This window comes from Hymenobacter swuensis DY53 (genome assembly GCF_000576555.1).
Classification (GTDB): Bacteria; Bacteroidota; Bacteroidia; order Cytophagales; family Hymenobacteraceae; genus Hymenobacter; species Hymenobacter swuensis.
This window is the reverse complement of the sequence record NZ_CP007145.1, coordinates 911,675-934,413: the sequence shown is the minus strand read 5'-3', so window position 1 is coordinate 934,413 and position 22,739 is coordinate 911,675. Positions and strand designations below refer to the sequence as shown.

The following is a 22,739-nucleotide window of genomic DNA, read 5'->3' as shown; positions in this document are numbered from 1 at the left end:
CCCCGCTGCGCATGGAACTCAAAGATCTATTTCTGACGCCGCTATATCTGGGCCTGTTCTATGCCCTAGCCTTCGCCCTGCGCAAGCGCTTTACTAATCCACTTACCCGAAAGTACTTTATTCCTGCCCTCTCAGTAAAGTTTTTGGGGGCTATTTCTCTGGGACTTATTTACCAGTTTTACTACGGGGGCGGCGATACTTTCAATTACTATAACGAGAGCAAAACCATTCACGAAGCTTTTTTTGAATCGCCGACTATAGGCATCAAACTTCTGCTTTCCAGCAACAACGTGTATGATGCATCGATGGCCAAGTATGTGGCCCAGATGCACTGGTTCCACTCGGAAACCGAATACTTTGTGGTAAAAGTAACCGGCCTTTTCGGCCTGTTCTGCTTTCACACCTATTCCGTTATTGCATTGATGTTTGCCTTTGTCAGCTTTAGTGGAGTGTGGGCGTTATACACCACGTTCCTGCGCTTGTACCCACGTCTGTACAAGCAATTAGCCATTGCTGTGTTCTTCGTTCCCTCCGTATTCTTCTGGGGATCAGGCATTTCCAAAGATGCACTATGCATGGGTTCTTTGGGATGGATGTTCTATGCCTTCTATAACCTGCTGGTAGCCCGCACTCAGATGCTGCAGGCAGCTATAGCTATTCTCGTTGCCGGCTTCGTGTTGAAATCGGTAAAGATTTACATCCTCATCAGCTTTATTCCGCCGGTTATGCTGTGGGTCACTACGCAATACAGTGCCCGTATTAAATCGGGGGTGTTACGGGCGTTGGCGATGCCCATCATGATTGTATTGGGAGGAGCTATTGGGTTCATAGTCAGCCAATCAGTAGCAGCGGGCAACCAAAACTACGACTTTGACAAAATTGAGGACCGCGCTACCGTTGCCTCCACTTACCACAATAGTATCAGCCATACAGAGGTTAATAAGGGCCGCGGCATGGGCAACTCCGGCTATGCTATGGAAGACTTTACCGGGCCGCAGGATATTCCCAAAATAGCGCCCAAGGCATTTGTTATTGGTCTGTTCCGGCCTTTTATGTGGGAAGTGAACAACCCCGTAATGCTATTGTCAGGATTTGAGATTCTGTGGATTACGTACCTCACATTTCAAGTCTTTCGTAAAACCGGTTTCCTGCGCACATTTGGGCGAATCGGTAGTACACCACTGGCATTATTCTGCATAATTTTCTCCGTAATATTTGCCATCGGGACAGCTGCTACCGCGGGTAATTTTGGCAATCTGGTGCGCTACCGCATTCCCATGTGGCCTTTCTACGTCACGGGTCTAATGGTTTTGCAGGATGGCATTCCGGTGGCCCGCAAAAAGCGTCGCCGGGTCGTTCAGCCCATACGGCGGCCAGAGCTGACTATTGCTTCGGCTGGCTAGTCAGCCGGGTTGAACATCAGGACCTCAATAAAACGGTTTCCGCCCCAAACAACGAATGCGTTTGGGGCGGAAACCGTTTTATTGAGGTTCTGGCTGGCTTAGTTATACTGTGTCAGAATCACAGTAGCTCAGGTACCAGTTCTTTTCCTCCGCCAGCAACGGTTCATCCTCGGCCTGCATAGCCAGTACCCCAAAGTGCAGTTCGATAGGCCGTAATTTGGGTGGCATGGGATAAAAGCCATTCTGCTTGTGCAGCGCATTGTTAGGCGAGTGTGCAAAGTTCCAGGCTAGGCATGCATCGGCTTTCTGCGCTACCATATCATTGAGGGCAGTGCGCAACAGGGCGTCGCCACAGGCTGGCTGGGCCGGATCGGTAATCAGTTCCATGAGGTAGCCGATACGGCCTCCATGCTTTTCCTTCACCACGTAGATTACGTAGCCAGTCAGCACCCCTTTCTCCCAGTATCCGCGCATCTCATATTTCTCGCCGGGCTTCTGCAGAAACCGCCAGTTGAGGTACTGTGCGTTGCGGGTAACGGCCAGCGGAATGTTGGCCGCAAACTTTTTCCATAGAGTTTCTGCCTGCTCGTCAAACCGCTCAATGGGGCGGATACCTTCTTTGTACACAGAGGGCACGCTCTTTTTACCCCGCCACTGGATATCCGGCAGCACAGCCGCCAAGTGCTTCAGAACCGGTAGGCGCTGCAGGAAATACTTGGTACGCAGCGGAGCTATCATGAAGGGAACTTCGGCTACTTCCTTCCAGCCCAGCCGATTGAAGAAAGCATACGCGGAATTACCGTTCGGAAAGCCATATACCAGCCGGTAATTCCCTTCCCGACACCGGGTGTACACCTGCTGGGCCAGCTTTTTGAACAGGCCCTTACCCTGGTGCCGGGTATCGGTCATAGTATCCAGCGACTGAGCCGCTTTTACTGCCTGTCCCTGCAAGGAAAACGGCACCGGAAACACCGCGTAAATAGCCGCAATTTCCTCGTCGGTGGGCGTCGGCTCCACGGCTACATTTACCAGCAGTTCATCAGCGAAACCAGTGTCGTACTGCCACTCTACCTTATCCAGGGCGCGTGGCGAGTCGTTGCGGTCAAAACATTCCTTGAAGCGCCGGTAATCCTGCGGATCCTTGTGCATGCTTCTGAAAAGCAGATTCTGTTCCATGGGGAAAGGCAATGAATTACGAAAGGGGAAACGAAGCAGGTAGCTATAACTGCGCCGTTCAGTATGATTGAAAAGTAGTGAGTTGCACCTGCGCGTCGTCTTTGAAAACAGGTACCTGCCGAAGTACCTCGAATTCCTGCACGCACTTGGCGAAGAAGGGCTCCCGGGCAGCGGCATCGTGCGGGTAAAGAGCGGCCACGTCGGGTCCCATAATGTAGGGATGCACCATCAACTCCACCACACAGTCATCGGGGGCGGTGGCTACCAACTGACGGAACGTATCAGCCGTCGGAACCACGGCAGCCGGCAGCTGGTGTACCGAAACCAGACAATCATTCGTAGCCACGCTTAGTTGCTTCCGGAACAGGTTGCTCATCTGCTGCAGCACCCATTGTTTGGCATAGCGAGCCGGCCGCGTAAACAGCAAACTGGTCGATAGTTGCGGAGGCGTGGCCAGCCGGACAGGCAGTTTTTGCTGCCGGATGTGAGGCAGGATAGCCCGGAATACAAACGGGTTCATGTGGGTGTGCTGATGCGAATCGGTGTGGGTAGGCGCAATACCTAGGCTACGCAGCTTGGCGAGTTGGGCCGCGAATTCCGCCGCTATTTCCTGCGTTTTCACTTGGCCGCGCACAATCCGGCGCATGAGCGTCCCCCGATCATAAAACTCACCGTTGGCAGCTGTAAGAGAAGGACTGCTCGTAAGCGGCTTTCCTTCCGTAAGGCAGAAATGCAGCCCGATTGCCAAGCCAGGGTTGGCGGCAGCCAATTGGGCTGCTTCCACTGTTCCCGGCATATTTACCATGCAGGTAGTGCTGGTGAGGTTGCCGGCCTGGTAGCAGGCAACAATAGCCGCGTTAACCGAGCTGCAAAGCCCAAAATCGTCGGCGTTGATAATGACTTTGCGCATATATGCAAGCAACGGCTGGATCCATCCAAGGAGCCGGCCAGGGGTAAATCAGGTGAATCAGGCGTATTTCATGGTGGCTTCACCCGTCAGGACGAGCTTACCATCCTGGTTTACGCAGGTAGTTTGCAGAGTGGCAATGTGCTTTTCTTCGTTGAGCGTCAGCACTTCTACCTGGGCGGTGATGGTGTCGTTCAGATACACCGGCTTCAGAAATTTGAAGGTCTGACCCATATAGATGGCACCCGGCCCCGGCAGTTGCGTGCCCAATACGGCACTAATCAACGAGCCATAGAGCATGCCGTGGCTGATGCGCTGCCCGAACAGACTTTGCTGCGCGTACTCCTCATCCAGATGCACTGGGTTAGTATCGAGGGAAAGTTGGGCGAAGGCGCGCACGTCGGCGTCGGTAATGGTTTTGGAAAGCTGGGCTTTCTGGCCGATTTCTAACATAGCGGAGAAAAATGAAGCAGCAAGGTACGGACGCGCCGCCAAGGGAACTATCAGCCGGCAGCCGGCCCGCTTACGCAGCTACCGATGGGCAGTTGCCGACGTGGGGGCTGCACTGGCGGCTATTAGAGGCAAGCTGACACCAGCAGCTGAAAACAGCCGGATAAAATTCTCGGTGTTCGACAGCACGGAATACCGCTCCTGCACTGTGCGCTGGGCGTTGGCTCCCAGGCGGCGGCGCAACTCGGCATCCTCAATCAGCCGGGCCAGGGCCTGGTACCAGTCTTCCTCAGTTTCGCAGAGGAAGCCATTCACGTTGTCGGTCACGATTTTGGTATTCACGCCCACTGGCGAAGCCACAGCCGGAATACCCAACGACATGTACTGCAAGGCCTTGAACCCACACTTGCCCAACGACAACGGGCTGACTTTCTCCTCCAGCGGCATCACGCCCGCGTTGAACTGCACCAAGTCGGCAATTTCGGTGGCCTTCTGCCAGGGCACGTAATCGAAGCTCTTGAGTTCCAGCTGCGGATCCTGGTTGGAGATGACGCGGAACGTGAAGTCGTACTTTTCCTCCAAGCGGCGCAGCACGGGCAGCAACGAAGCCAGATACACCATGTTGGAGTGCGTACCCGTCCAGCCCAGCACTACTTTTTCGCTGGTTTGCGGGTTGGTACGGTTATGCAGGTGTACCGTGTCGATGGTAGTGGGGTTGAGCACCACGCTGGGGTTGAACTGCCGGGCGTAGTCGCAGAGGAAGTCATTGCCGCAGCTCACCTTGTAGCTCCAGCCACAGATGGAAGCCACTTTGCTGTGCCACTTCACAATGGCGGCCATCTGGTTATGCTTCGAGGTGAGGGCCATCCAGATGGCATCGTCGAAGTCGTAGATGATTTTCTTGCCCAGCAGCTTGGCCACAATCCACTCAAAAACGGGCGGACCGATGGGCGTTATTTCCCGGTGGATGAACACGTAATCATAGCCGGGCACTTCTAGCATGTGTTTCACACGCCGTCCGAAGCCCTTCACGATGCCCCAGATTTTGGCGGCCTGATGCCCAGGCTTGTATAAAATTCGCCAGGTAGCCAGATCGAGGAAGGAACGCTCGGTGTACGCAATACCCCGTTCCCGCAGAGCCGGGAAATACTGCTCAAACCGAAAACGTTGCGACGGTGCCTCCCCGGCCGGGTACGGGGTCAAAAAAAGAATCTTCATTCGAAAAACATACCTGATAATAGTCCGCAGACCTGAGTAGCCGGCTCACACTCAGCCGGTACAGAATGGGGTCTTCTTACGATACCCCGCCACAAAAGTACGAAACTATTCCCGCGTCCTGCGGAGCCGTCAGGCACGCTGCCACGCCGGAGTGGCTATATTTGGCCCTATTTACCCTACTCCATGCCTGCTCACGTCCCGCTGCTTTCCGTTGTGATACCTGTGTATCGGGCCGGTGCGGTGCTGGCGGTACTGCTACAACGCCTGCAGCAAGCCCTGCAGCCGCTGACAGAAGCGTATGAAATTGTGCTGGTAGACGATGCCAGTCCTGACCCCGCCGACTGGCCGCTCGTGCAGGCGTACGCCGCCCAGGACACCCGCGTACGGGGGCTGCGTCTGTCGCGGAATTTTGGCCAGCATCATGCCCTGACGGCCGGTCTGGAAACCAGCCGGGGCGAGTGGATAGTGGTGATGGACTGTGACCTGCAGGACCAGCCTGAGGAAATTCCGCGCCTGCTGGCTATGGCCCGGGAAGGTTATGAAGCCGTGCTGGCTCGTCGCGGCCACCGCACCGACACAGCCCCTGTACGGGGCGGTTCGCGGTTATTTTACCAGGTACTGGCCTACCTAACCGGCGAACCACAGGACCCCGAAATCGGCAACTTTGGCATCTACCACCGGCGGCTGATTGATACGGTATTGCGCCTGCGCGAAAGCACGCGCTACTTCCCTACCATGGTGCGCTGGGCCGGGTTCCGGCAAACTACGCTGGCGGTTACCCACGGAGCGGGCAGCCGGCCTTCCTCCTATTCTTTGGCGCGCCGCCTGCAGCTGGCCCTCGATATTCTACTGACGTACTCCGATAAACCCCTGCGGCTGGCGGTGTATTTTGGGTTGTTACTTTCGGGTGGTGCCTTTCTGCTGGGCCTTATAATGATGGGCCGCTACCTGCTGGGCCAGATTACGGTGCCCGGCTACGCCAGCCTCATCGTGTCCATCAGCCTGTTTTCGGGCATTATTATCTCGGTGCTGGGCATCGTAGGGCTGTACGTGGGCAAAACGTTTGAAGGCGTGCGTAACCGACCGCTGTATGTCGTAGCCGAAACCACCACGCCTGCATGATTCCCACTCCCCTGCCACCCGATTTCATTCCTTTCAACCAGCCGCACCTGGCAGGACCGGAACTGGAGTATATCCGGCAAGCGGTAGCAGCGGGCAAGCTTTCCGGCAACGGCTGGTTTACCCAACGGTGCCAGCAGTTTTTCGAGCAGCAGTACGGTATCCCTAAAGCGTTGCTGACTACCAGCGGCACCGATGCTCTGGAAATGGCCGCGTTACTGCTCAATATTCAGCCCGGCGACGAGGTAATTGTTCCCAGCTACACGTTCACCTCCACGGCCAACGCCTTTGTCCTGCGCGGGGCTCGTATTGTCTTCGCCGACAGCCTGCCCGAGCATCCTAACCTGGATGTAGCTTGCCTGGAGGCCCTCATTACGCCCCGCACGCGGGCCATCGTGCCGGTGCATTACGGCGGCACGGCCTGCAACATGGCCGGGATTATGGCCTTGGCAGCGCAACACGGTCTGTGGGTGGTGGAAGATGCTGCCCAGGCTATTGAGGCTACTTACCACAACCGGCCACTGGGTACCTTCGGGCACCTAGCGGCGTTTTCCTTCCACGAAACTAAAAACCTGAGCGCCGGGGAAGGCGGTCTGTTGGCCGTCAACGACCCGGAGTTGGCCGCTCGTGCCGAAATCATCTGGGAGAAAGGGACCAACCGCGCTGCCTTCGCCCGGGGCGAGGCCGCCCGTTATGAGTGGGTGGATGTGGGTTCCTCCTTTCTGCCCTCCGAACTGAACGCAGCGTATCTGTGGGCACAGCTGGAAAACCGGCAGGCTATTCAGCAGCAGCGGCAACGGCTATGGAAAACGTATGAGTCGGCCCTGACTCCGCTGGCAGCCGCTGGCTGTTTTCAGTTACTCCCGGTTTCTGCTGAAGGCCAGCCGAACTGGCACCTGTTTGCGTTGCTCTGCCGCACGGAAACCGAACGGGAAGCGCTTCTGGCATATTTACGGGCCCGGCACATCCTAGCGGTTTTCCATTACCTGCCGCTCCACAGCAGCCCTTACTACACCGCCCGGCACGACGGACGCCCCCTCCCCCACGCCATCCGTTTCGGCCAGACGCTTGTGCGACTTCCGCTCTACCATGATCTGCACCCGGAGCAGCAACAACGAGTAGTGGCCGCTATTCACGCATTTTATCAGTCCTCCGACTTCCTTCAGATAGCTAGTTAAGCACCTCGGCATACAGCCGGCCGAGTTGCTTATAGCTGGATTCCGGCCGGAACTTGTGGCGCACGAACTCCCGGCCGGCGGCGGCGAACCGCTGGCGCAGCCCGGCATCGGCGGCCAGTTGCAATAGGGCCTGCGTCATAGCGGGCACGTCGCGGTTGGGTACCAGCAGGCCGGAGCGGCCCGACTCGAACAGTTCGGCGGGTCCCCCGCAGTCGGTGGCAATCAGGGGCGTACCGAAATACAGGGCATCAAGGCAGGTGAGCGAAAAGGACTCCGACTCGGAGAAGTTCAGCACGATATCGGCCTGCTTGATGGCCGCTTCCACATCCTGCACGAAACTGCCGAACGTCACGACTTCCTGCAGGCCAGCGGCGGCTACGGCCGTTTCCAGCTGCTGCCGATACGCGCGGTTTTTCTCCAGGCCCATGTCGCCGCCGGCAAAGTGCAGCCGCAGGTTGGGCTGCTGGGCATATGCAGTTTTGAAGGCCTCCACGGCAAAATTCTGGCCTTTGCCGGGAATGTAGTTGCCCAGAAACAGCACCCGCACGCTCCCATCGGGCCGGGGCGTGAGGTCGGTGGGCGGATATTTTTCGCCCTCCGGTACCGGATCGAAAATAACGCTGATGTGCGGCAGCGGCTGAAAATACGAATACACCGCCTGCGACACGCACACCACCCGCTGGGCCAGATGCTCGGCTACCCAGCGCCAGGTGCGGGCCAACGGCTGCATCTGGGTGTGGGGCAAAAACCGCACGTGCGTAATTAGCGGCCGGCCGGTGAGCAGCCGGGCTACTACGCCGGTCAGGTTGTAGAAGTCGTTCATGTGGATGGCCGCCGCCCGCTCCCGGCGGACTAGCGCGGCCAGCCGCCAGCCGTTCAACAGCAGCATGGGCACGTACAGCAGCAGGTTACGCACCCGCTTGCTGATTTCCACGAACGGCAACTCCTGCACCCGGTAGCCCGCTGCCTCCAGCACGGGGCGGCCCCGGCTCCCGGTGGGCAGCACGTACACAAACTCGTACTGGTCGCGCAGCCGGTCGGTAGCGTTGCGGATGGCCATGAGGGCCCCGGTTACGGCCGTGGAGTTATCGGCAATGAGAATAATGGGCTTGGTAGTCAGCTGAGGCATTAGTTCGCGAGTACGTCTTCGAGTACGGCCACCCACTGGCGGAAAATCTTTTCCCGGGTGAAATCCTGCATGCGCAGGCTGGCCAAGCGGCCCAGCCGTTCCCGCTCAGCTTCGTCGCCGAGCAGCTGGTAGAGCATTTCGGTCCACACGCGCTGGTCGGCGGCCAGCGTGGCGGGCTGGTTGAGCATAGGCATCAGCATTCCGAACTCGGCCTTTTCGGCGGCCCGGATGCCGGTGCGGGGCGTGCCGGTGCTGGGAGCCAGAATTTCGCGGGGCCCGGTGGGGCAGTCGGTAGTTACGGCTGGGACACCGCAAATCATAGCTTCGCCGAGCGCCATCGGGAAGCCTTCCCAGGCCGAGGGAAACACGAACAGAGAAGCCGGCCGGATGTACTTGAACGGGTTCTGCTGGAGGCCCAGAAAATACACGTCGTAGTCGGGCGTGAGGGCGTCCTTGTTCCAGGCTTCGTACACGCGCAGACCCAGTTGGCGGGCATGGCGGGTAAGGTCTTCGCGCAACTCCCCGTCGCCTACGAACACCAGCTTGGCCGGCCGCCGCTTGATGAGGGCGGCAAACGAATCGAGCAGCGGGGCCTGGTTTTTCTGGATGGTGAGGCGGCCGGAGGTGACGAGGACCGGCGCGGCATCGTACACGGCCTGCTCCTGGACCGTCAGCGGCTCCCGTGACTTCGCCTCAATCTGGGCTACCTCGAAGAAGTTATTGATGGTGACCAGCTTTTCGGGTTTCACCCCGAAACCCTCAATCAACTCCGGGTTGATGTCGCGGCTCACCGTCACGATTTTATCGGCGCGGTTGTAAAGGCCGGGCATGAGCACTTTCTTGCGCAGCCAGCCCACCAGGCCGGTTATGTTGCCGTCGTGCAGCTTGGAGCCGTGAATGCAGAGCACCACTTTCTCGGAGCCTTTGCTGAGCAGATTCACGTAGTCGGCGCCTTCCAGGTGACTCACGCACACATCGGCGCGCAGGCGGCGCTTGAGGGCCCGCAGCCGCCCGATGCGGCGGCCGAAGTTGCGGATTTTATCAGCCGGACTGCCGCCGCCATCCACCTCCAGACTCAGCATTTCATTGCCGCTGGGGTACATATTGCCGCCTTCTATGTTGAATACGGCCTCCGTGACGTGGTAGTGCTTGGCCAGTTCCACGCTGTGGTCGTGGAAAACGCGCTGCGCCCCGCCCAGGCCCAGGTTCGAAATCAGAAGGAGCAGGTTGCGGGCCGGCTTTGGGGAGGCAGGTGTACTCATGCGGATTGGGGTTGGGCGGCGCGGGCCTGCTGGAAAAGGTCTTCGTAAGCGGCCAGACAGTGCTTCATGCGGAATTTCTCGAAAGCCAGGGGCGCGCGGTGCTGATGCTCAACCAGCAGCGCCGGCTGCGTCAGGTAGGCGCGCATGGCTTCCGTGAGTTGGTTGGGGTCGGTGAGCTGCCAGTTGGCCTGGTCCAGCACTACCCCAGCCAGACCAGCCTCGGATTCCAGCATGGCCGGCACCTCACCAATGCGACTGGCAATAACGGGCTTGCCGCACGAGAGGTATTCGGCAATGGAGTTGGGCAGGCTTTCGGCGTGGAAGTAGCTAGGCAGCAGCCCCACATCGAACAAATCAACCCAATCAATGGGGTTGCGCGAGAAGCCCGTGAAGTGAATCCGCTCGTGCGGGTGCTCGGCGCGCAGTTGGGTGAGGTAGTCACTCTCCCCTACCAGCACCAGATGCAGCTCGGGGTGGGCAGCCTCCAGGGCCAGAAATGAGTTGACGGCATGGGCCCAGCCTTTCTCCGGAATGCCCCGCGCTACCATCCCGAACACTTTGGCTTCGGCCGGAATACCCAGCGCGGCGCGGGTGTGCTGAGGCTTTTCGGCCGAGAACTGGCCGTCGAAGCCGTTGTAGATTTTGCGGTTCAGCAGCTTATTCAACGGCCGGACGCCCTGCTGTTCGAATATTTCCAGGTTTTTGGCTGTGAGATACACCACCGCTGCCGCCTGCTGCAACGCGAAGTTGCCCTTGGGCGTGACTTCCGGCGCGTCGGTTTTGTGCAGAAACAGCTCGTAGCAGCCATGCATGGTGATGACCAGCGGAACCGCCAGCCCCTGCACCGCCTTGGCGGCCACGTAATCGGCCTTAATGGTGTGGCTGTTAACCACGTCGGGTTGCAGGCGCTGAATCGTCTGGCGCAGGTGGCGGATAACCTGCTCCTCCCGCAGCCAGTCGGGGCGACCGAGGCGGCGGCCCAGCCCGGCGGCTTTGCGCAACACCGCATCCAGTCCCGGCGACGCGGCTCCGTAGGAAACCACCGGCACATCCGGGGCCAGTTGCCGCACCAGGTTCTGGTTAACCAAGTGCGCGTACTGGTCATACAAATGCACCTGGTGGCCGGCCACGTGCAGGGCCTGGGCCAGGCGTAAGGCAAAAGTCTGGGCGCCACCGGTGCGCAGATCTTCCAGAACGATGAGGATTTTCATAGCCTTAGGAAACAGCTGGGGCCGCCGGGAGTTCCGTGAGGCCATACACGCGCCCGGGGTGCTGGTTATTCAACATCCGCTCCACGGCCGCTTCCACGGCTGCTACATCCACCGGGTATTCTTTACCGTCGCGCATGGTACCGCCCACAATCACATCGTAGTACTTCAGGCCCATCGTGTAGGCCTGCCAGTAATACAGCGGCTGCAGGTAGTTGCCGGGCATTATTTCGATGACGTGGCTGTGGGCGTAGTTCATGAAGAACTGCTGGATCATGCCGGCCCCGTGCAGCGCTACTAAGTACTCAGTCTCCTGAAATAATTGGGCCTGCTGCTCGATAGTGAGGTTTTCGGCAAACATTTCCTCGAAACCGTGGCGCTTGAGCATGTCCACCACTTCCCGCTCGTTGTCGAGGTAGCGGCCGTAGCGGTTCCGGTCCCGGTTCAGGAATACCTTGCGCCAGGGCTTTACGTCGGGCATGGCGTACAGCTCGCGCATAGTGCGCCAGGCGGCCGGACTGTAAGGCGCGGTTTGCAGCTTGTAGAGCTTTTTCACCTGCACCCACTCCTGGTCTCCCACCACGTACCAGTTCAGCTGCCGCAACTGGGTGCTCCGTTGGTACAGATACTGAAAATACACTGTGTCGTACATCTTCTTGGTGATGAGCACGGGTGTATCCAGCGGCAGCTTGCTGCGTTCCAGCTGTTGCAGGCTGATGAGGGCATCTACCAGATGGTGGAAGTAGTTGCGCGTTGCCGAGCCATCATACCAGATGGCCGTGGCCAGCTGCGTGGTTTTGCTCGGCCGCAGCAGGTAGGGCAGAATGTACGGGTACTGCCGGTCGTGCTTGTACACCACGGTTTGCTCCACCACTTCCCGCCCCGCCCGAATGCCCAGCAGCCGTTCCGGCTCTAGCAGCACATCGTCCACTTCCACCACAGAACTTTCCTGCATAGTCCAGCGCTTGTTGTCCTCGGCAATGAACTTGGTGAACACCGGATCGGCGAACTGGGTGGGCACGTTGGCAAATACGTCGTCGGTTTCGCGGTACAGGTAGCGGAAGCCCGCGCCTTCGGCCCGGTTGGTCCAGTAACTGGCTGCCGCCTTGCGGCCCAGGCCGGTACGCCAGAGTACGGTACGGGTGGCTTTGTTGAGGAAGCTGGAAACGGAGGTCATAGCAGGCGAGAAAACGGCCGCGTGAGCGGCCGTTATGGTTAAGATTGAACGAGCAGGTAGCGGCGGAAACGCAACGGCACGTATTCGCCCATCGGCTTGCGCAGGTACACCAGCCACACGAATATGCCCATTAGCAACGACACGACTGCCCCGATAGGCAGGAACCACAGCCAGTTATTGAAGAACGGTACCGCATCCAGCGCCCTGATCAGAAAGTAAATGGCTATGCCTGCCGCGCTGACACCCACCGTAGGCCCCAGAATAGGGCGTACCAAGGAATCCATCATCGAAATTTCGAGGTGTTTGCGCAGCAGATACGGCACGTACCACACCGAGGTAAACAAAGCAGCCAGAATGGTACCGAGCAAAATGCCACTCATGCCCATCTTGTAACCCAGCCCAATGGACAAGACCAGGTTGAGGGCGGCTTCTATCATGGCGGCGAAGCTCAAAGGGCGGGCAATGCCTTTGGCGTTCAGAAAAAACACCCCGGTACGGGTGATAGTCTGCTGCACCATGATAATCAGCGCCAGCACCAGCACCTGCTGCCCGGCAAAAAAATCAGGCCCTACCCATAACCGGATAAACCACTCATCCAGGGCCAGCATTAGCCAGAACGCCGCCAGACTCATCACCACAATCAGCAGCATCATGCGGTGGAAATACACGCGGGCCCGGGCGGAACCTTCGTGCACCACAATTTCGGCTACGGCAGGCAGCGCATTTTCGGTCACGCGACCCAGCAGGTTCATCCCTACTTCCGGAATCCGTACCGTAAGCGAAAACACGGCCACTAGTGTCAAGGAAAGCACCTTACCAATTACCAGCCGGTCGGTGTACAGAATAACCTGCGTTGCCAGTCCGTGCAGAAACATAAAGAAGCCGTAGCCCAGCATGGAGTGTGTCAGGGCCTTGTCGTAGAACTTGGGGCTGATGCGCACGTTGGGATAGTACCGCTTCAGCAGCCAGATCTGTACTACGCCGTTACCGAACAGCTGAAACAGGTTGGCATACACGAAGGTCCACAGGCCCACACCGCGCCACAGTAGCAGCAGTGTCAGGCCAGTGGTGAGCAGGTTGACGGCAAAGATGGGCGTGGCAATGAGCGCCTGCCGATGATGGGCAAAGAATATACCGCCCAGACCACGCTGGATGAACTGTCCGCCCACGAGCAAACTCAGGGTAATGACGATGGGCACGGCCGGGGCAGCCAGTTCGGGCCGCAGGTCGTAAGCTTTGGGCAGCAACGGCGCCAGACTAATCCCCAGAACGGCCACCAGCAGTCCGAATCCCGCCGCCACTAGCACCCCCGTCGACATAATGCGGTTCACCATCAGGCGGTTGTGCTCATCGTCGCCCCGGTGCAGAGCCAGGTTGCGGATGACGGCCGAGGAAAGACCAAAGTCAAACAAGGCCAGATAGTTAACAATCTGAAAAAAGATAATAGACAACCCATAGGCATCCTTATCCAGGTATTTTACCATCAGAGGTGTGCTGACGATAGACACCACCATCGAAATGATGGTGAAGGCCTGCGTCGAGACAGTACCCCAGAAGGCAGATTTGGTACGGGAAATTTCAGCCATGAAAAACTACTGGTAACAATCAGAAGCCCAACCGGACCTCAACGGCCCGTTGCGCGGCGCAGGGCCGTGTATTTTACGCCAAGCCGCGCCATCAGCCAGAATAGTGCCGTTTTGGGCAGGCGGGTTTCTTGGAAGGCAAACCACAGGCGGGCTGGGGCTTCCGGCCCCTGGCTGGCGTAGTAATGCTCGGCATGATCCGCCAAGCTGTGCCGGGCAGCGGCCCACTCTTCCGGACCTTCAAAATAGCCTTTCCGGTAGATCCGGAAATAAGTTTCGTTGAGGGCTAGTTTGTTAGTATGAATAGCCGAACGGTCATGTACCCGATACGCTCCCAGTACCGCCGGCAGGTAAGCAAAATCAAAGGAGCGGGAAATGCGCAACCACATATCCAAGTCCTCTGAAAACAGCGTCTCATCATGCGGCCCCACCGCTTCTAATGCCTCCCGCCGCACAGTGGTGGTAAGCGTAGGCAGATACAGCCCCCGTAGCAATGGCACGATCAGATTGCCTTCGGGTGGCGAATCAGCATAAGTCGGATTAAAGTAGCGCAGGAAGCTAGGTGCTATTTCCTGACCGGTAGCATCAATCAAGCGGCAATCAGCGTATACAGCGCCGCATTTTGGGCCCCGGCGGTCAAATTCCGCAACCGTCTGCGCAATAAGGTCCGGATCAAGCACATCATCGGAACCCACCAGCGAAACGTATTGCCCGTTTGCTAATTGGGTGCAGTCGCTGAATGTGCGGACTACGCCCTGGTTTTTTTCGTGCTGAACGAAGATGACCGGATAGCCGGTTTGCTTGATCCAGTTTTCTATTACTTCAGCAGAATCATCAGTAGAGCAATCATCCACCACAATCAGCTCAATTGCCGGATAGGTTTGCGCCTGTACGCTATCCAGTAACGTTACTAAATAGCGTGCGTTGTTATAAGAGCCAATACCAATACTGACAACGGGATAATTCATCATTTACAGACTTTCTGGAACTAGGCCATGCGCAGCTTCACGATAGCGCCGGCCCGTAGCCGGCGACACCCAATAGCCGGACTCCTCGGCCGCCACTAGTTTCTGCCCCTGCTCATCGATCCAGCCATGTTGCCGGGCGGGGTTACCGTACACCAAAGCATAATCTTTCACGTCCCGCGTAACCGCCGAGGCAATGCCGGTAAGCGCGTAGCGCCCCACCGTGACGCCCGCCAGAATAGTGGAATTGGCACCCAAAGAGCAGCCATATTTGAGAACGGTTTTAGCCAAGACAAAGTCCTTGTTTTTACTACGCGGCCGTACATCATTGGTGAACACCACGTTAGGACCAATGAATACATTGTCTTCGGTTGTAATACCAGTCCAGAGGTAGACGCCGCATTTAAGCGTCACGTTGGAGCCGATTACCACCCCGTTTTCAATGAAGCAATGGTCGCAGATATTGCAGTCTGCGCCAATCCGAACTCCATCTAGTACGTGCACAAACGCCCAGATAGTAGTTCCGGAGCCAATGTCTTTGGTATCGACTATAGAGCTGGGATGAATGTAATAAGGCGTTTTATCGGCCATAGGAAAGGCTTACTGAGTGATAGGGGGCAATGCGCGGAACACCTCGTAGTCACGGATGTAATCGGCTTCCTGGTATTCTTCTGAGGCGAGGCTAAGCAGCACTGCGCCTTCGGTAAAGGTCATCGTGTGCCAGCACAACCGAGGTACCAGTAACCCTTGGCTCGGGTCCGTCAACTCTACGGAAGCCTTATGGCCACCGGGCCACTCCAACTCAAAGCGGATAGAACCACTCACCGCAAAAATCAACTGGTCCAGCTCATAGTGCGCGTGATGGCCCCGGACAATAGTAGTAGGCGTCAGGTAAGTCCAGTAGACACGCTTAACAGGGAAGGGTAAAGCCTTATTTTCTGCTATGCTGAGAAAGCCGATGGAATCATCGCCTAGCTTTTTAAGCGGAAATAATTGGGGAGTAGGCACCATGATCTAATTAAAAAACGACCGGACTGCTTCGGCAACTACCAGTACGTGCTCCTCCGTCATGCCGGGCCACATGGGCAGGCTGAGGCTGGTAGCGGCCAGTTCTTCCGCAATCGGGTATTGGCCGGCTGTCATCTGCAGGTGAGCATACGCCTGTTGCAGGTGCGGCGGCACCGGATAATGAATGAGCGTACCAATGCCCTGCGCCGTCAAATGCTGTTGCAAAGCGTCGCGGCGGGCCGTGCGTACTACGTAGAGGTGGTAGACGTGGGTACTACCGGCAGCAACTATGGGCAGTTGCAGCCCCTCGACACCGGCCAGCAATTCTGTGTACCGGGCAGCTACCTGCTGGCGCTGGGCAGTCCAGTCGGGCAAGTATGGCAGCTTCACCGATAGCACGGCCGCCTGCAATTCATCGAGCCGAGAGTTATAGCCGATTACTTCGTTGTAGTATTTCTTCTGGGAGCCGTAGTTGCGCAAGCTGCGCAGACGCTGGGCTACTTCGGCGTCGTTGGTAGTAATGGCTCCACCGTCGCCGAGGGCACCCAGGTTTTTGCCGGGGTAGAAGCTTGTGCCGTTGGCGTTACCGAAGCTGCCGGTCACGCCCCCATCGGCGGTGGCACCCTGGGCTTGGGCGTTGTCTTCCACCACCACTAGGTTATGGCGGCGCGCAATGTCCATAATGGCCGTCATCTCACAGGCCTGCCCATACAGGTGTACCGGCATGATGGCTTTGGTACGGGGCGTAATGGCGGCTTCAATCAGCGCCGGATCGAGGTTGTAGGTAGCCGCGTTTGGCTCTACGGGCACCGGCGTAGCGCCCACGAACGATACTGCCAGCCAAGTAGCAATGTAGGTATTGGAAGGCACGATTACTTCGTCGCCGGGGCCAATGTTGAGTGCAATGAGGGACAGATGTAGTGCATCCAGTCCGTTGGCCACGCCAATGCAGTTTTCTACCTGATTAAAAGCCGCATACGCCGCTTCAAAATCGGTTACGGACTGGCCCAGTACGTACCATTGGCTATCGTAGACACGAGCAATAGCAGCCAGCACTTCTTCCCGGATGGGATGATGCTGGGACGAGAAAGAGAGGAAGGGAATCTGCATGGGCGGTTAAAAATCGGAGGGCAAAGGTACGGGATTGTCCGGCCAAATCAGGAATGCGCAAGCGGTAACCCTGTATCAACCGGCGGCCAGAGCTTACGGTTTACCAGCTCTCGGCGGAGTTGCGTAGCCCATTGGTCCCAGTTTAAAACAGTTTCGTAGCGCTGCCGGGCGGCGGCCCGCATCTGCTGATAGGTGGCCTCATCCTGGAACAGTGCCAGAATAGCCGCCGCAAAATCCGGGCCGGTAGCGCTCAGCGGCAGCATCAGCCCGGTTTTGCCCTGCTCCACAAAGCTGGCAATTCCGCCGACGTCGGTCGTTACGACGGGAAGCCCGAAAGAGTTGGCATCCGCGAAAGCAATAGCCGCGCATTCGGCCCGGGACGGCAGGATAAAAAAGTCCGCCGTCCGGAAGAGCATATCCAGCCGGGCTAAGTCGGCCGGCTCGCCCATGTTTAGGTACGGAATAGTGGTGAAGCCCGGGTGCTGGTATCGGGCCGCCTCATGGACCGGGGGCGCGCAGCCTACCACCGTCAGCGTGGCGGGCACACCCATTTCGTTGAGGGCCACCATGGCATCGTAGGCAATGGCCCCGCCCTTGCGGCCCCACTCGCCGCCCAGCAGAAACAGCCGGCACTCGGCCCCACGGACCTTATCGGCCACTTCCGCGCGCACAGGCGGCGACGGATAATTGGCTCCGAACGGAATGACTACCACTTTAGCCGGATCGGCACCGTAATCTTGAATAGCTGACTGGGCGGCCCACTCAGAGGAATAGCAAACCAGCGAAGCTGCGTCGAGGGCCCGCTTTTCAATGTGGTTCAGTTCCTGCTTCGATACATTCAGCAGCCCCATCAGGCCGGGGTAGAAGTCGATCAGCTGCCGCAACGTGGAGTCCTCGATGTAGACAATTGGGGCCGTGGTGCTCAGATAAGCAATTTCCGTGAAGGAAGCCGGAGCCAATAACAAATCAAACTGTTGAGCCTGGAGCTGGCGGGCAAACCGACGTGCATACAGCCGCGACAACACGACGCTCCAGGCATGATGGTAACGCTTACCGGTGAGGGGCGTAATCAGGTGTTGGTTGAGTTTATTGCCGATGCGGATTGGCCAGGTCATGGGCACTGGCCCCAGCGCCGTTACCGGCCCCAGCACCCGTTCGGCCGCCCGGAAGATGGAGTAGTGTACTCCCGACCAGGACCGGCGGTTCAAGGGGTCGGTACTGGTGAGAAAACCAATGCGGGGCAAAGCAGGAAGGTTCGCCATTACTCTGCCGCTTGGCCCTGCAAGGGCATATTGATAGGCTGGGCAGAGGCCATCCAAGCCCAGGTGCGCGCTAGTCCGGCCGTAATGCTCACTTGCGGCTGCCAGCCGGTGGTGACACGCAATTTACTGCAGTCCAGAATGTTGGCGGGCACATCAAAAGGGCGGACGGGCTGCCGGAGCAGGTGCATGGGCCGGCCCGCTGCTGCTGCCAGCGGAACCAGCAAGTCCAGAATCTGTCGGTTGGTTAGGCCTTGGCCGCTGCCCAGATTATACACCTCGCCGGGCAGGCCGCCATCCAGCGCCGCTACAATACCGGTAGCCATGTCCGCTACATGCAGGTAGTCGCGCACGGTGCCCTGCTCCCCGAATAAAGTTAGGGACTTGCCGTCGAGAATAGAGGCAATGGCGGTGGCCACAAAGCCCTGCCCGCCATAGGGCCGCTGCCCTTCACCGTACGCGTTGGCAGGCCGCACGCACACGATGGGCAGCTGCCGGGTTTCAAAGTACATGTGCGCGTATTTCTCCAGCGCCAGCTTGGTGATGCCGTACGGGGACAGCGGCAGCGTCGGGTGATTCTCGGTAATGGGCACGGCCGGGGTACGGCCATACACGGTGCCGCCCGAAGAAATCCACACGAATTTGCGCAGATGGGTCATGGACGCGGCCAGCTCAAACAGCCGTACGGTTTCGGGCACGTTGACCAGAATATCGTTTACGGGGTCCTGGAAGCTGGTGCCGGGACTGGTGGCATAAGCTAGGTCCACCACTTCGGTGGCGGCCTGCAGGGCTTCGCGTACTACGCTTATACCGGCGTCGGGTGCGTTTTCCAGGTAGCGGACTCCGGCCGGTAGATTCACCGGCCCGTTTTCCCGACCCACCACAATTACTTGACGCCCCCGGGCCAGCAGTTCGGCCACTACCGCCCGCCCAATAAAGCCGTTACCGCCAATTACGCAGGTAACCGGACTGGCCGCGGCAGTAGAATCTCCCATCATGAACGCTTATTCTGGACAATGAACCTTCCGGACGGGCCGGAAGCTGAAAATCAATGAATCTACCCCAGCAGCTTATCAGCCACGAGCATTTTCAGGCCGCTGAACCGGTTTTGTGCAAGCCGGGCCAGTACCAGACCCGCAAAGATACGGGGAAAGCCGGGTTCCGTACGCTGCATTTCGTGCATAAAGGCCTGATGCCCGCGCCAGGTAAGCGGCGAATAAATAAAGGTGTGAAACCACCGCTCCACCAGCATGTGCAGCGCCTGCCGGTACACGACCGGCGTCAGTTCCACCTGGGCTCGCACGTAGCCCAGCACGCGGGCCATTTCTATCAGGTTCCGGCCTTCCGCCAAGGTATGGGAGCGCACGTTCTGGCCGTGGGAGCGGAAGTAATTCAGTGGGGCAGCAAGGTAGCAGACGTTGGTCTGCAACATGAATCGGATCCAGTAGAGCCAGTCGCCGGCCAGACGCATATCCTCTGGGGCCGGCCCTACGGACGTTACAGTGCTGCGGCGCAGCAGCACGGCACTGGCGTTCGGAACGATGTTGGTGATGGGCATATACCGGCGTACCAGCTCAGGACCGGGGCGGTAGTAGTCGGCGCTACCCAAGCCGTCCTCAAACAGCAAGGCCACACCGGCCCGCTTGCTTTCGGCATCAATGTAACAGGACTGACAGTAGGCCAGACCGGCATCGGGGTGAGTTTCCAGCTGGCCCAGCAGTTGCTCCACCAGCGTCAGTTCGGCGGCATCGTCGCTTTCTGCAATCCAGACGTACTCGCCCGTGGCCAGCCCCAGGCCCTTGTTCCACTGCCGAAACGTGCTGCCACTGTTCTGCTCATTGAACACCAGCCGGATGCGGGAATCCTGCCGCGCGTATTCTTCCAGAATCGAACGGCTCTCATCCGTAGAGCAGTCGTCCAGCAGAATCACTTCCAGCTGCCGGTACGTCTGGTTTAGCACGCTATCCAGCCGTTCGGGCAGGTAGCGGGCGTGATTGTAATTGGGAATGATGACAGAAACCGTGGGCGACGAAACAGACATAGGCAATTAAGCGCCCACCGGGCGGGTGGCAATGGTAGCTTCGATGAGTTGAAGAATGGCCGGTCCCACGGCATCAATGGTGTGGGAGCTAAGCACGCGCTGCTGGGCCGTGTAGCCCAGCTGGCGGCGGCGGCTTTCATCATTCAGCAGGTTCAGAGCCTGCTGGGCCATGGCGGCTGTATCCAGATAAGGCACTACCACGCCGGCATCGTCCCGCACAAACTCGGGCATGCCGCCGGAATTGGCGAAGCACAGCACGGGGGTTTCGGAGAGGGCCGCTTCCAGGCACACCAGCGGAAACGGGTCTTCGCGGGAGGTAAGCAGGAACACGTCGAAGGCGGCGTAGTAGCTGGCAATATCAGCCTGCTCACCGGCCAGGGTCACGCGGTGCTCCAAGCCCAGCAGGCGCACGTCGCGCCGCAACTCCTGGTACGTGCCCGACAGCGTGTTCCCTCCTACCCACAGGCAATGCACGTCCTCCGTCTGGGCCGCAATCCGGCGGGCAACGTCCACGAACAGATCAGGCCCCTTACGCCAACCCAACGAGGCCATGCCACCTACCAGACGGGTACCGGGTGCCAACCCTAACTCTGCCCGGATGTCGCGCAGAACCGGGGCGGCTGTGGGCACCGGACCGGTGAAGTCGTAGATGCGGTGGGCGCGTTCCGGCGCAACGCCGAATTCCTGTAGATAATACTGCCGCACCGCCTCTGAGCCCATCACGAAGGCATCAACCTGCGCCGCCGAGTTGGCAAATTCGGCCTTGGAATGGTAATAGAAGGTGGTTTCCAGCTCGTGCAGGTTGCTGATGAGCGGCACCCGCAACAGGCGCTTGAGCTGCGCGGCAAACTCCACTACCACGGCCGTATTGGCATAAATAACATCGGGAGCAAACTGCTGCGCGGCCTTCAGCACCCGTTTTTCATTCGACGCTACTACCTGACCCAAGCGTGAAAAGGCGCGGGCCGCCAGGCTGCGGCCGGGCACGTACGTAGGCGTAATTACCTCTACCTGGGAAACCTGTGCGAATTCCGGCTCCAGCGCCCCCCCCCGTAGCAGCACCAGCATCAGCTCGTGGCCGGAATGCTGCCGGAGCCAGCGCATCAGGTGCAGTTGAGTGAAGGGGGCTCCCGTTCGGGATGCCTCATGCAGGACGCACAGTATTCGGGCCATAAGCGCGGAAAAGTCGGGGAGTTAAGATTAGTGAGCGGGCGCGCCGACTACCGGCACCAACGAATGGTACACAGCCCGGTAGCTCGCATTCATGGTTTGCACCGTGAACAAATCGAGGGCACGCTGGCGGTTGTGGGCCCCTACCTCGGCGCGGCGCACCGGGTCATTGAGCAGGTCCACAATGATATCGGACAGGGCTTCTGCGTCGTCGCCGGGAGCCAGCACCGTGGGGTTGTCGAGGATTTCTTCCAGGGCACCCATGTTGTAGGCGGCCACTGCAATACCCATATTCATGGCGAACGGCGTGACTTGACCGAAACTCTCGCTGAATACCGGAGCCACGAACACCGCCATCTGCCGGTAGAGGTCGGCCAGCTTTTCGTAGGCCACGTAGCCGGTGAATGTGAACTGACTTTCCACCCCGGCGGCGGCTACCTTTTGCTGGAACAGCTCCAGAAACTGCCCGCCGCCCACAATCAGCACTTTGGTGCGGGGCCGCTTCTGCACCGCCCGGATAAACGGCTCAATGGCGCGTTCATTGAGTTTGTCGTTGTCCAGCCGGTACACCATCCCGATGGTGTCGGGGTCGGGGGCCACGCCGTTGCGCTCGAAGAACGAGAAGTTGGAGCCTGGGTGAATTACCTGGTTGGGCATGCTGCGGATGCCGTAGGTGTCCTGTGCATACTGACTCACGTACACGTACCGCGCAATCTGGCGGTGATAGTAAGGCATGTACGGGATGTTGCAGTTCTCAATCACCGGGCAGCCATAGGCGAATGCGCCCTGGAATATGACGTGGTACCAGTACCAAAAGGCGTAGGGCCAGCGGCCGTAGTAGTGCACGTGCACCAGCGCGGGCTGCACCTGCTGAAGCAGGGCCGTAAAGGCGGCCGGATCACGCATTCCCGAACAGTCGTGAACTTTTACGCCCACATAGCCCTGCTCCGCGTGAATGGCCGACAGAGCTACCTCGTGCTCATACTCGTCGCTCAGGCCTTCAATCAAGTCAACAACAAGCTGCTGGGAGCCGCCGGTTACGAAATACGGAATAACGTGCAGGATCTTCGGCCGTTTCCGGCCATCCATCGGCGCGTTGAGCTGAATCTGGTAGGGCTTGAAGCCGGGGTTGCGCGCAAAGAAATCGGCCGAAGGATTGGAAGCCGATGATGGAGCGGCGGCCTTCTGAGGCAGGCGGGCCTTCACGGCGGCCACCACTGCCTGCACAAAGGCGCTACCCAGCTTTTTCACGCCCACGTAGTCCTCGGCCTGCTGCTGGAGCTGGTTGAGGTGTTGGCGCGTTTCTTCTATGTCATCAATGTTCCACTTGGTGCGCAACATTCAGGGCGGGGTTAGGCGGTGGGCTTCTGCCGGCA

The 22,739-nt window shown here is 58.5% G+C and carries 21 protein-coding genes; 3 read left to right on the top strand and 18 right to left on the bottom strand.

All coding sequences use genetic code 11. The features are described 5' to 3' along the window. Nucleotides 1-11 precede the first annotated feature (11 nt). Nucleotides 12-1,403 carry a hypothetical protein gene (locus HSW_RS05460; protein ID WP_052346146.1) on the top strand — a complete coding sequence of 464 codons (1,392 nt, stop codon included), beginning with the start codon at nucleotides 12-14 and terminating at the stop codon, nucleotides 1,401-1,403. 102 nt (nucleotides 1,404-1,505) lie between these two features. Here HSW_RS05460 and HSW_RS05455 read toward each other — a convergent pair whose 3' ends face one another. The 4 genes from HSW_RS05455 to HSW_RS05440 all read right to left on the bottom strand — a co-directional run bounded on the left by HSW_RS05455 (nucleotide 1,506) and on the right by HSW_RS05440 (nucleotide 5,154). Next, the gene (locus tag HSW_RS05455) at nucleotides 1,506-2,552 is read right to left on the bottom strand and encodes a GNAT family N-acetyltransferase (RefSeq protein WP_044001135.1); all 1,047 of its coding nucleotides are present in this window, start codon (nucleotides 2,550-2,552) and stop codon (nucleotides 1,506-1,508) included. Nucleotides 2,553-2,637: 85 nt separating this feature from the next. Continuing rightward, complete coding sequence (locus HSW_RS22540) at nucleotides 2,638-3,489, bottom strand: carbohydrate deacetylase (protein WP_052346145.1); 852 nt, start codon at nucleotides 3,487-3,489, stop codon at nucleotides 2,638-2,640. A gap of 57 nt (nucleotides 3,490-3,546) precedes the next feature. Continuing rightward, nucleotides 3,547-3,939 (bottom strand): MaoC family dehydratase, encoded by a 393-nt coding sequence (locus tag HSW_RS05445; protein ID WP_044001134.1) that lies wholly within the window; start codon nucleotides 3,937-3,939, stop codon nucleotides 3,547-3,549. A 78-nt stretch (nucleotides 3,940-4,017) separates the two neighbouring features. Beyond that, a complete protein-coding gene (locus HSW_RS05440) occupies nucleotides 4,018-5,154 on the bottom strand; it encodes a glycosyltransferase family 4 protein (protein ID WP_071883066.1) in 1,137 nt (378 codons plus the stop codon). Nucleotides 5,155-5,337: 183 nt separating this feature from the next. On the opposite strand from HSW_RS05440, the gene HSW_RS05435 reads away from it, so the two are divergent. Then, complete coding sequence (locus tag HSW_RS05435) at nucleotides 5,338-6,276, top strand: glycosyltransferase family 2 protein (RefSeq protein ID WP_044001133.1); 939 nt, start codon at nucleotides 5,338-5,340, stop codon at nucleotides 6,274-6,276. Next, nucleotides 6,273-7,451 (top strand): dTDP-4-amino-4,6-dideoxygalactose transaminase, encoded by a 1,179-nt coding sequence (gene rffA / locus HSW_RS05430; RefSeq protein ID WP_044001132.1) that lies wholly within the window; start codon nucleotides 6,273-6,275, stop codon nucleotides 7,449-7,451. The genes HSW_RS05435 and rffA overlap by 4 nt, the downstream gene beginning before the upstream one ends. Here rffA and HSW_RS05425 read toward each other — a convergent pair. Genes HSW_RS05425 through HSW_RS05360 form a run of 14 tightly spaced genes read right to left on the bottom strand, consistent with a single transcriptional unit; the run spans nucleotide 7,444 to nucleotide 22,704 of the window. After that, the gene (locus HSW_RS05425) at nucleotides 7,444-8,580 is read right to left on the bottom strand and encodes a glycosyltransferase family 4 protein (protein WP_044001131.1); all 1,137 of its coding nucleotides are present in this window, start codon (nucleotides 8,578-8,580) and stop codon (nucleotides 7,444-7,446) included. The genes rffA and HSW_RS05425 overlap by 8 nt on opposite strands. Further along, on the bottom strand, nucleotides 8,580-9,842 hold the full coding sequence (locus HSW_RS05420; protein ID WP_044001130.1) for a glycosyltransferase: 1,263 nt from the start codon (nucleotides 9,840-9,842) through the stop codon (nucleotides 8,580-8,582). Before HSW_RS05420 ends, HSW_RS05425 begins: the two co-directional genes overlap by 1 nt. Next, on the bottom strand, nucleotides 9,839-11,053 hold the full coding sequence (locus HSW_RS05415) for a glycosyltransferase family 4 protein (RefSeq protein WP_044001129.1): 1,215 nt from the start codon (nucleotides 11,051-11,053) through the stop codon (nucleotides 9,839-9,841). Before HSW_RS05415 ends, HSW_RS05420 begins: the two co-directional genes overlap by 4 nt. 4 nt (nucleotides 11,054-11,057) lie before the next feature. Beyond that, the gene (locus tag HSW_RS05410) at nucleotides 11,058-12,227 is read right to left on the bottom strand and encodes a glycosyltransferase family 61 protein (RefSeq protein ID WP_044001128.1); all 1,170 of its coding nucleotides are present in this window, start codon (nucleotides 12,225-12,227) and stop codon (nucleotides 11,058-11,060) included. A gap of 38 nt (nucleotides 12,228-12,265) precedes the next feature. Continuing rightward, on the bottom strand, nucleotides 12,266-13,813 hold the full coding sequence (locus HSW_RS05405) for a lipopolysaccharide biosynthesis protein (RefSeq protein WP_044001127.1): 1,548 nt from the start codon (nucleotides 13,811-13,813) through the stop codon (nucleotides 12,266-12,268). A 38-nt stretch (nucleotides 13,814-13,851) separates the two neighbouring features. Next, on the bottom strand, nucleotides 13,852-14,778 hold the full coding sequence (locus tag HSW_RS05400; RefSeq protein WP_197031945.1) for a glycosyltransferase: 927 nt from the start codon (nucleotides 14,776-14,778) through the stop codon (nucleotides 13,852-13,854). A 3-nt stretch (nucleotides 14,779-14,781) separates the two neighbouring features. Beyond that, complete coding sequence (locus HSW_RS05395) at nucleotides 14,782-15,366, bottom strand: acyltransferase (protein WP_044001125.1); 585 nt, start codon at nucleotides 15,364-15,366, stop codon at nucleotides 14,782-14,784. Nucleotides 15,367-15,375: 9 nt separating this feature from the next. Continuing rightward, nucleotides 15,376-15,786, bottom strand: coding sequence for a sugar 3,4-ketoisomerase (locus HSW_RS05390; RefSeq protein ID WP_044001124.1), 411 nt, complete (start codon nucleotides 15,784-15,786; stop codon nucleotides 15,376-15,378). Between the two features lie 3 nt (nucleotides 15,787-15,789). Then, nucleotides 15,790-16,893, bottom strand: coding sequence for a DegT/DnrJ/EryC1/StrS family aminotransferase (locus HSW_RS05385; protein ID WP_044001123.1), 1,104 nt, complete (start codon nucleotides 16,891-16,893; stop codon nucleotides 15,790-15,792). A 47-nt stretch (nucleotides 16,894-16,940) separates the two neighbouring features. Beyond that, nucleotides 16,941-18,155, bottom strand: a complete 1,215-nt coding sequence (locus tag HSW_RS05380; protein WP_052346144.1) for a glycosyltransferase family 4 protein — start codon at nucleotides 18,153-18,155, stop codon at nucleotides 16,941-16,943. Next, nucleotides 18,155-19,150, bottom strand: coding sequence for an NAD-dependent epimerase/dehydratase family protein (locus HSW_RS05375; RefSeq protein WP_197031944.1), 996 nt, complete (start codon nucleotides 19,148-19,150; stop codon nucleotides 18,155-18,157). The genes HSW_RS05380 and HSW_RS05375 overlap by 1 nt, the downstream gene beginning before the upstream one ends. Nucleotides 19,151-19,209: 59 nt before the next feature. Continuing rightward, entirely contained in the window at nucleotides 19,210-20,193 is a 984-nt protein-coding gene (locus HSW_RS05370; RefSeq protein WP_052346143.1) for a glycosyltransferase family 2 protein, read from the bottom strand. Nucleotides 20,194-20,199: 6 nt separating this feature from the next. Beyond that, nucleotides 20,200-21,366, bottom strand: coding sequence for a glycosyltransferase family 4 protein (locus HSW_RS05365; protein ID WP_081768262.1), 1,167 nt, complete (start codon nucleotides 21,364-21,366; stop codon nucleotides 20,200-20,202). 27 nt (nucleotides 21,367-21,393) lie between these two features. Next, nucleotides 21,394-22,704 carry a glycosyltransferase family 4 protein gene (locus HSW_RS05360; RefSeq protein ID WP_044001121.1) on the bottom strand — a complete coding sequence of 437 codons (1,311 nt, stop codon included), beginning with the start codon at nucleotides 22,702-22,704 and terminating at the stop codon, nucleotides 21,394-21,396. Nucleotides 22,705-22,739 lie beyond the last annotated feature (35 nt).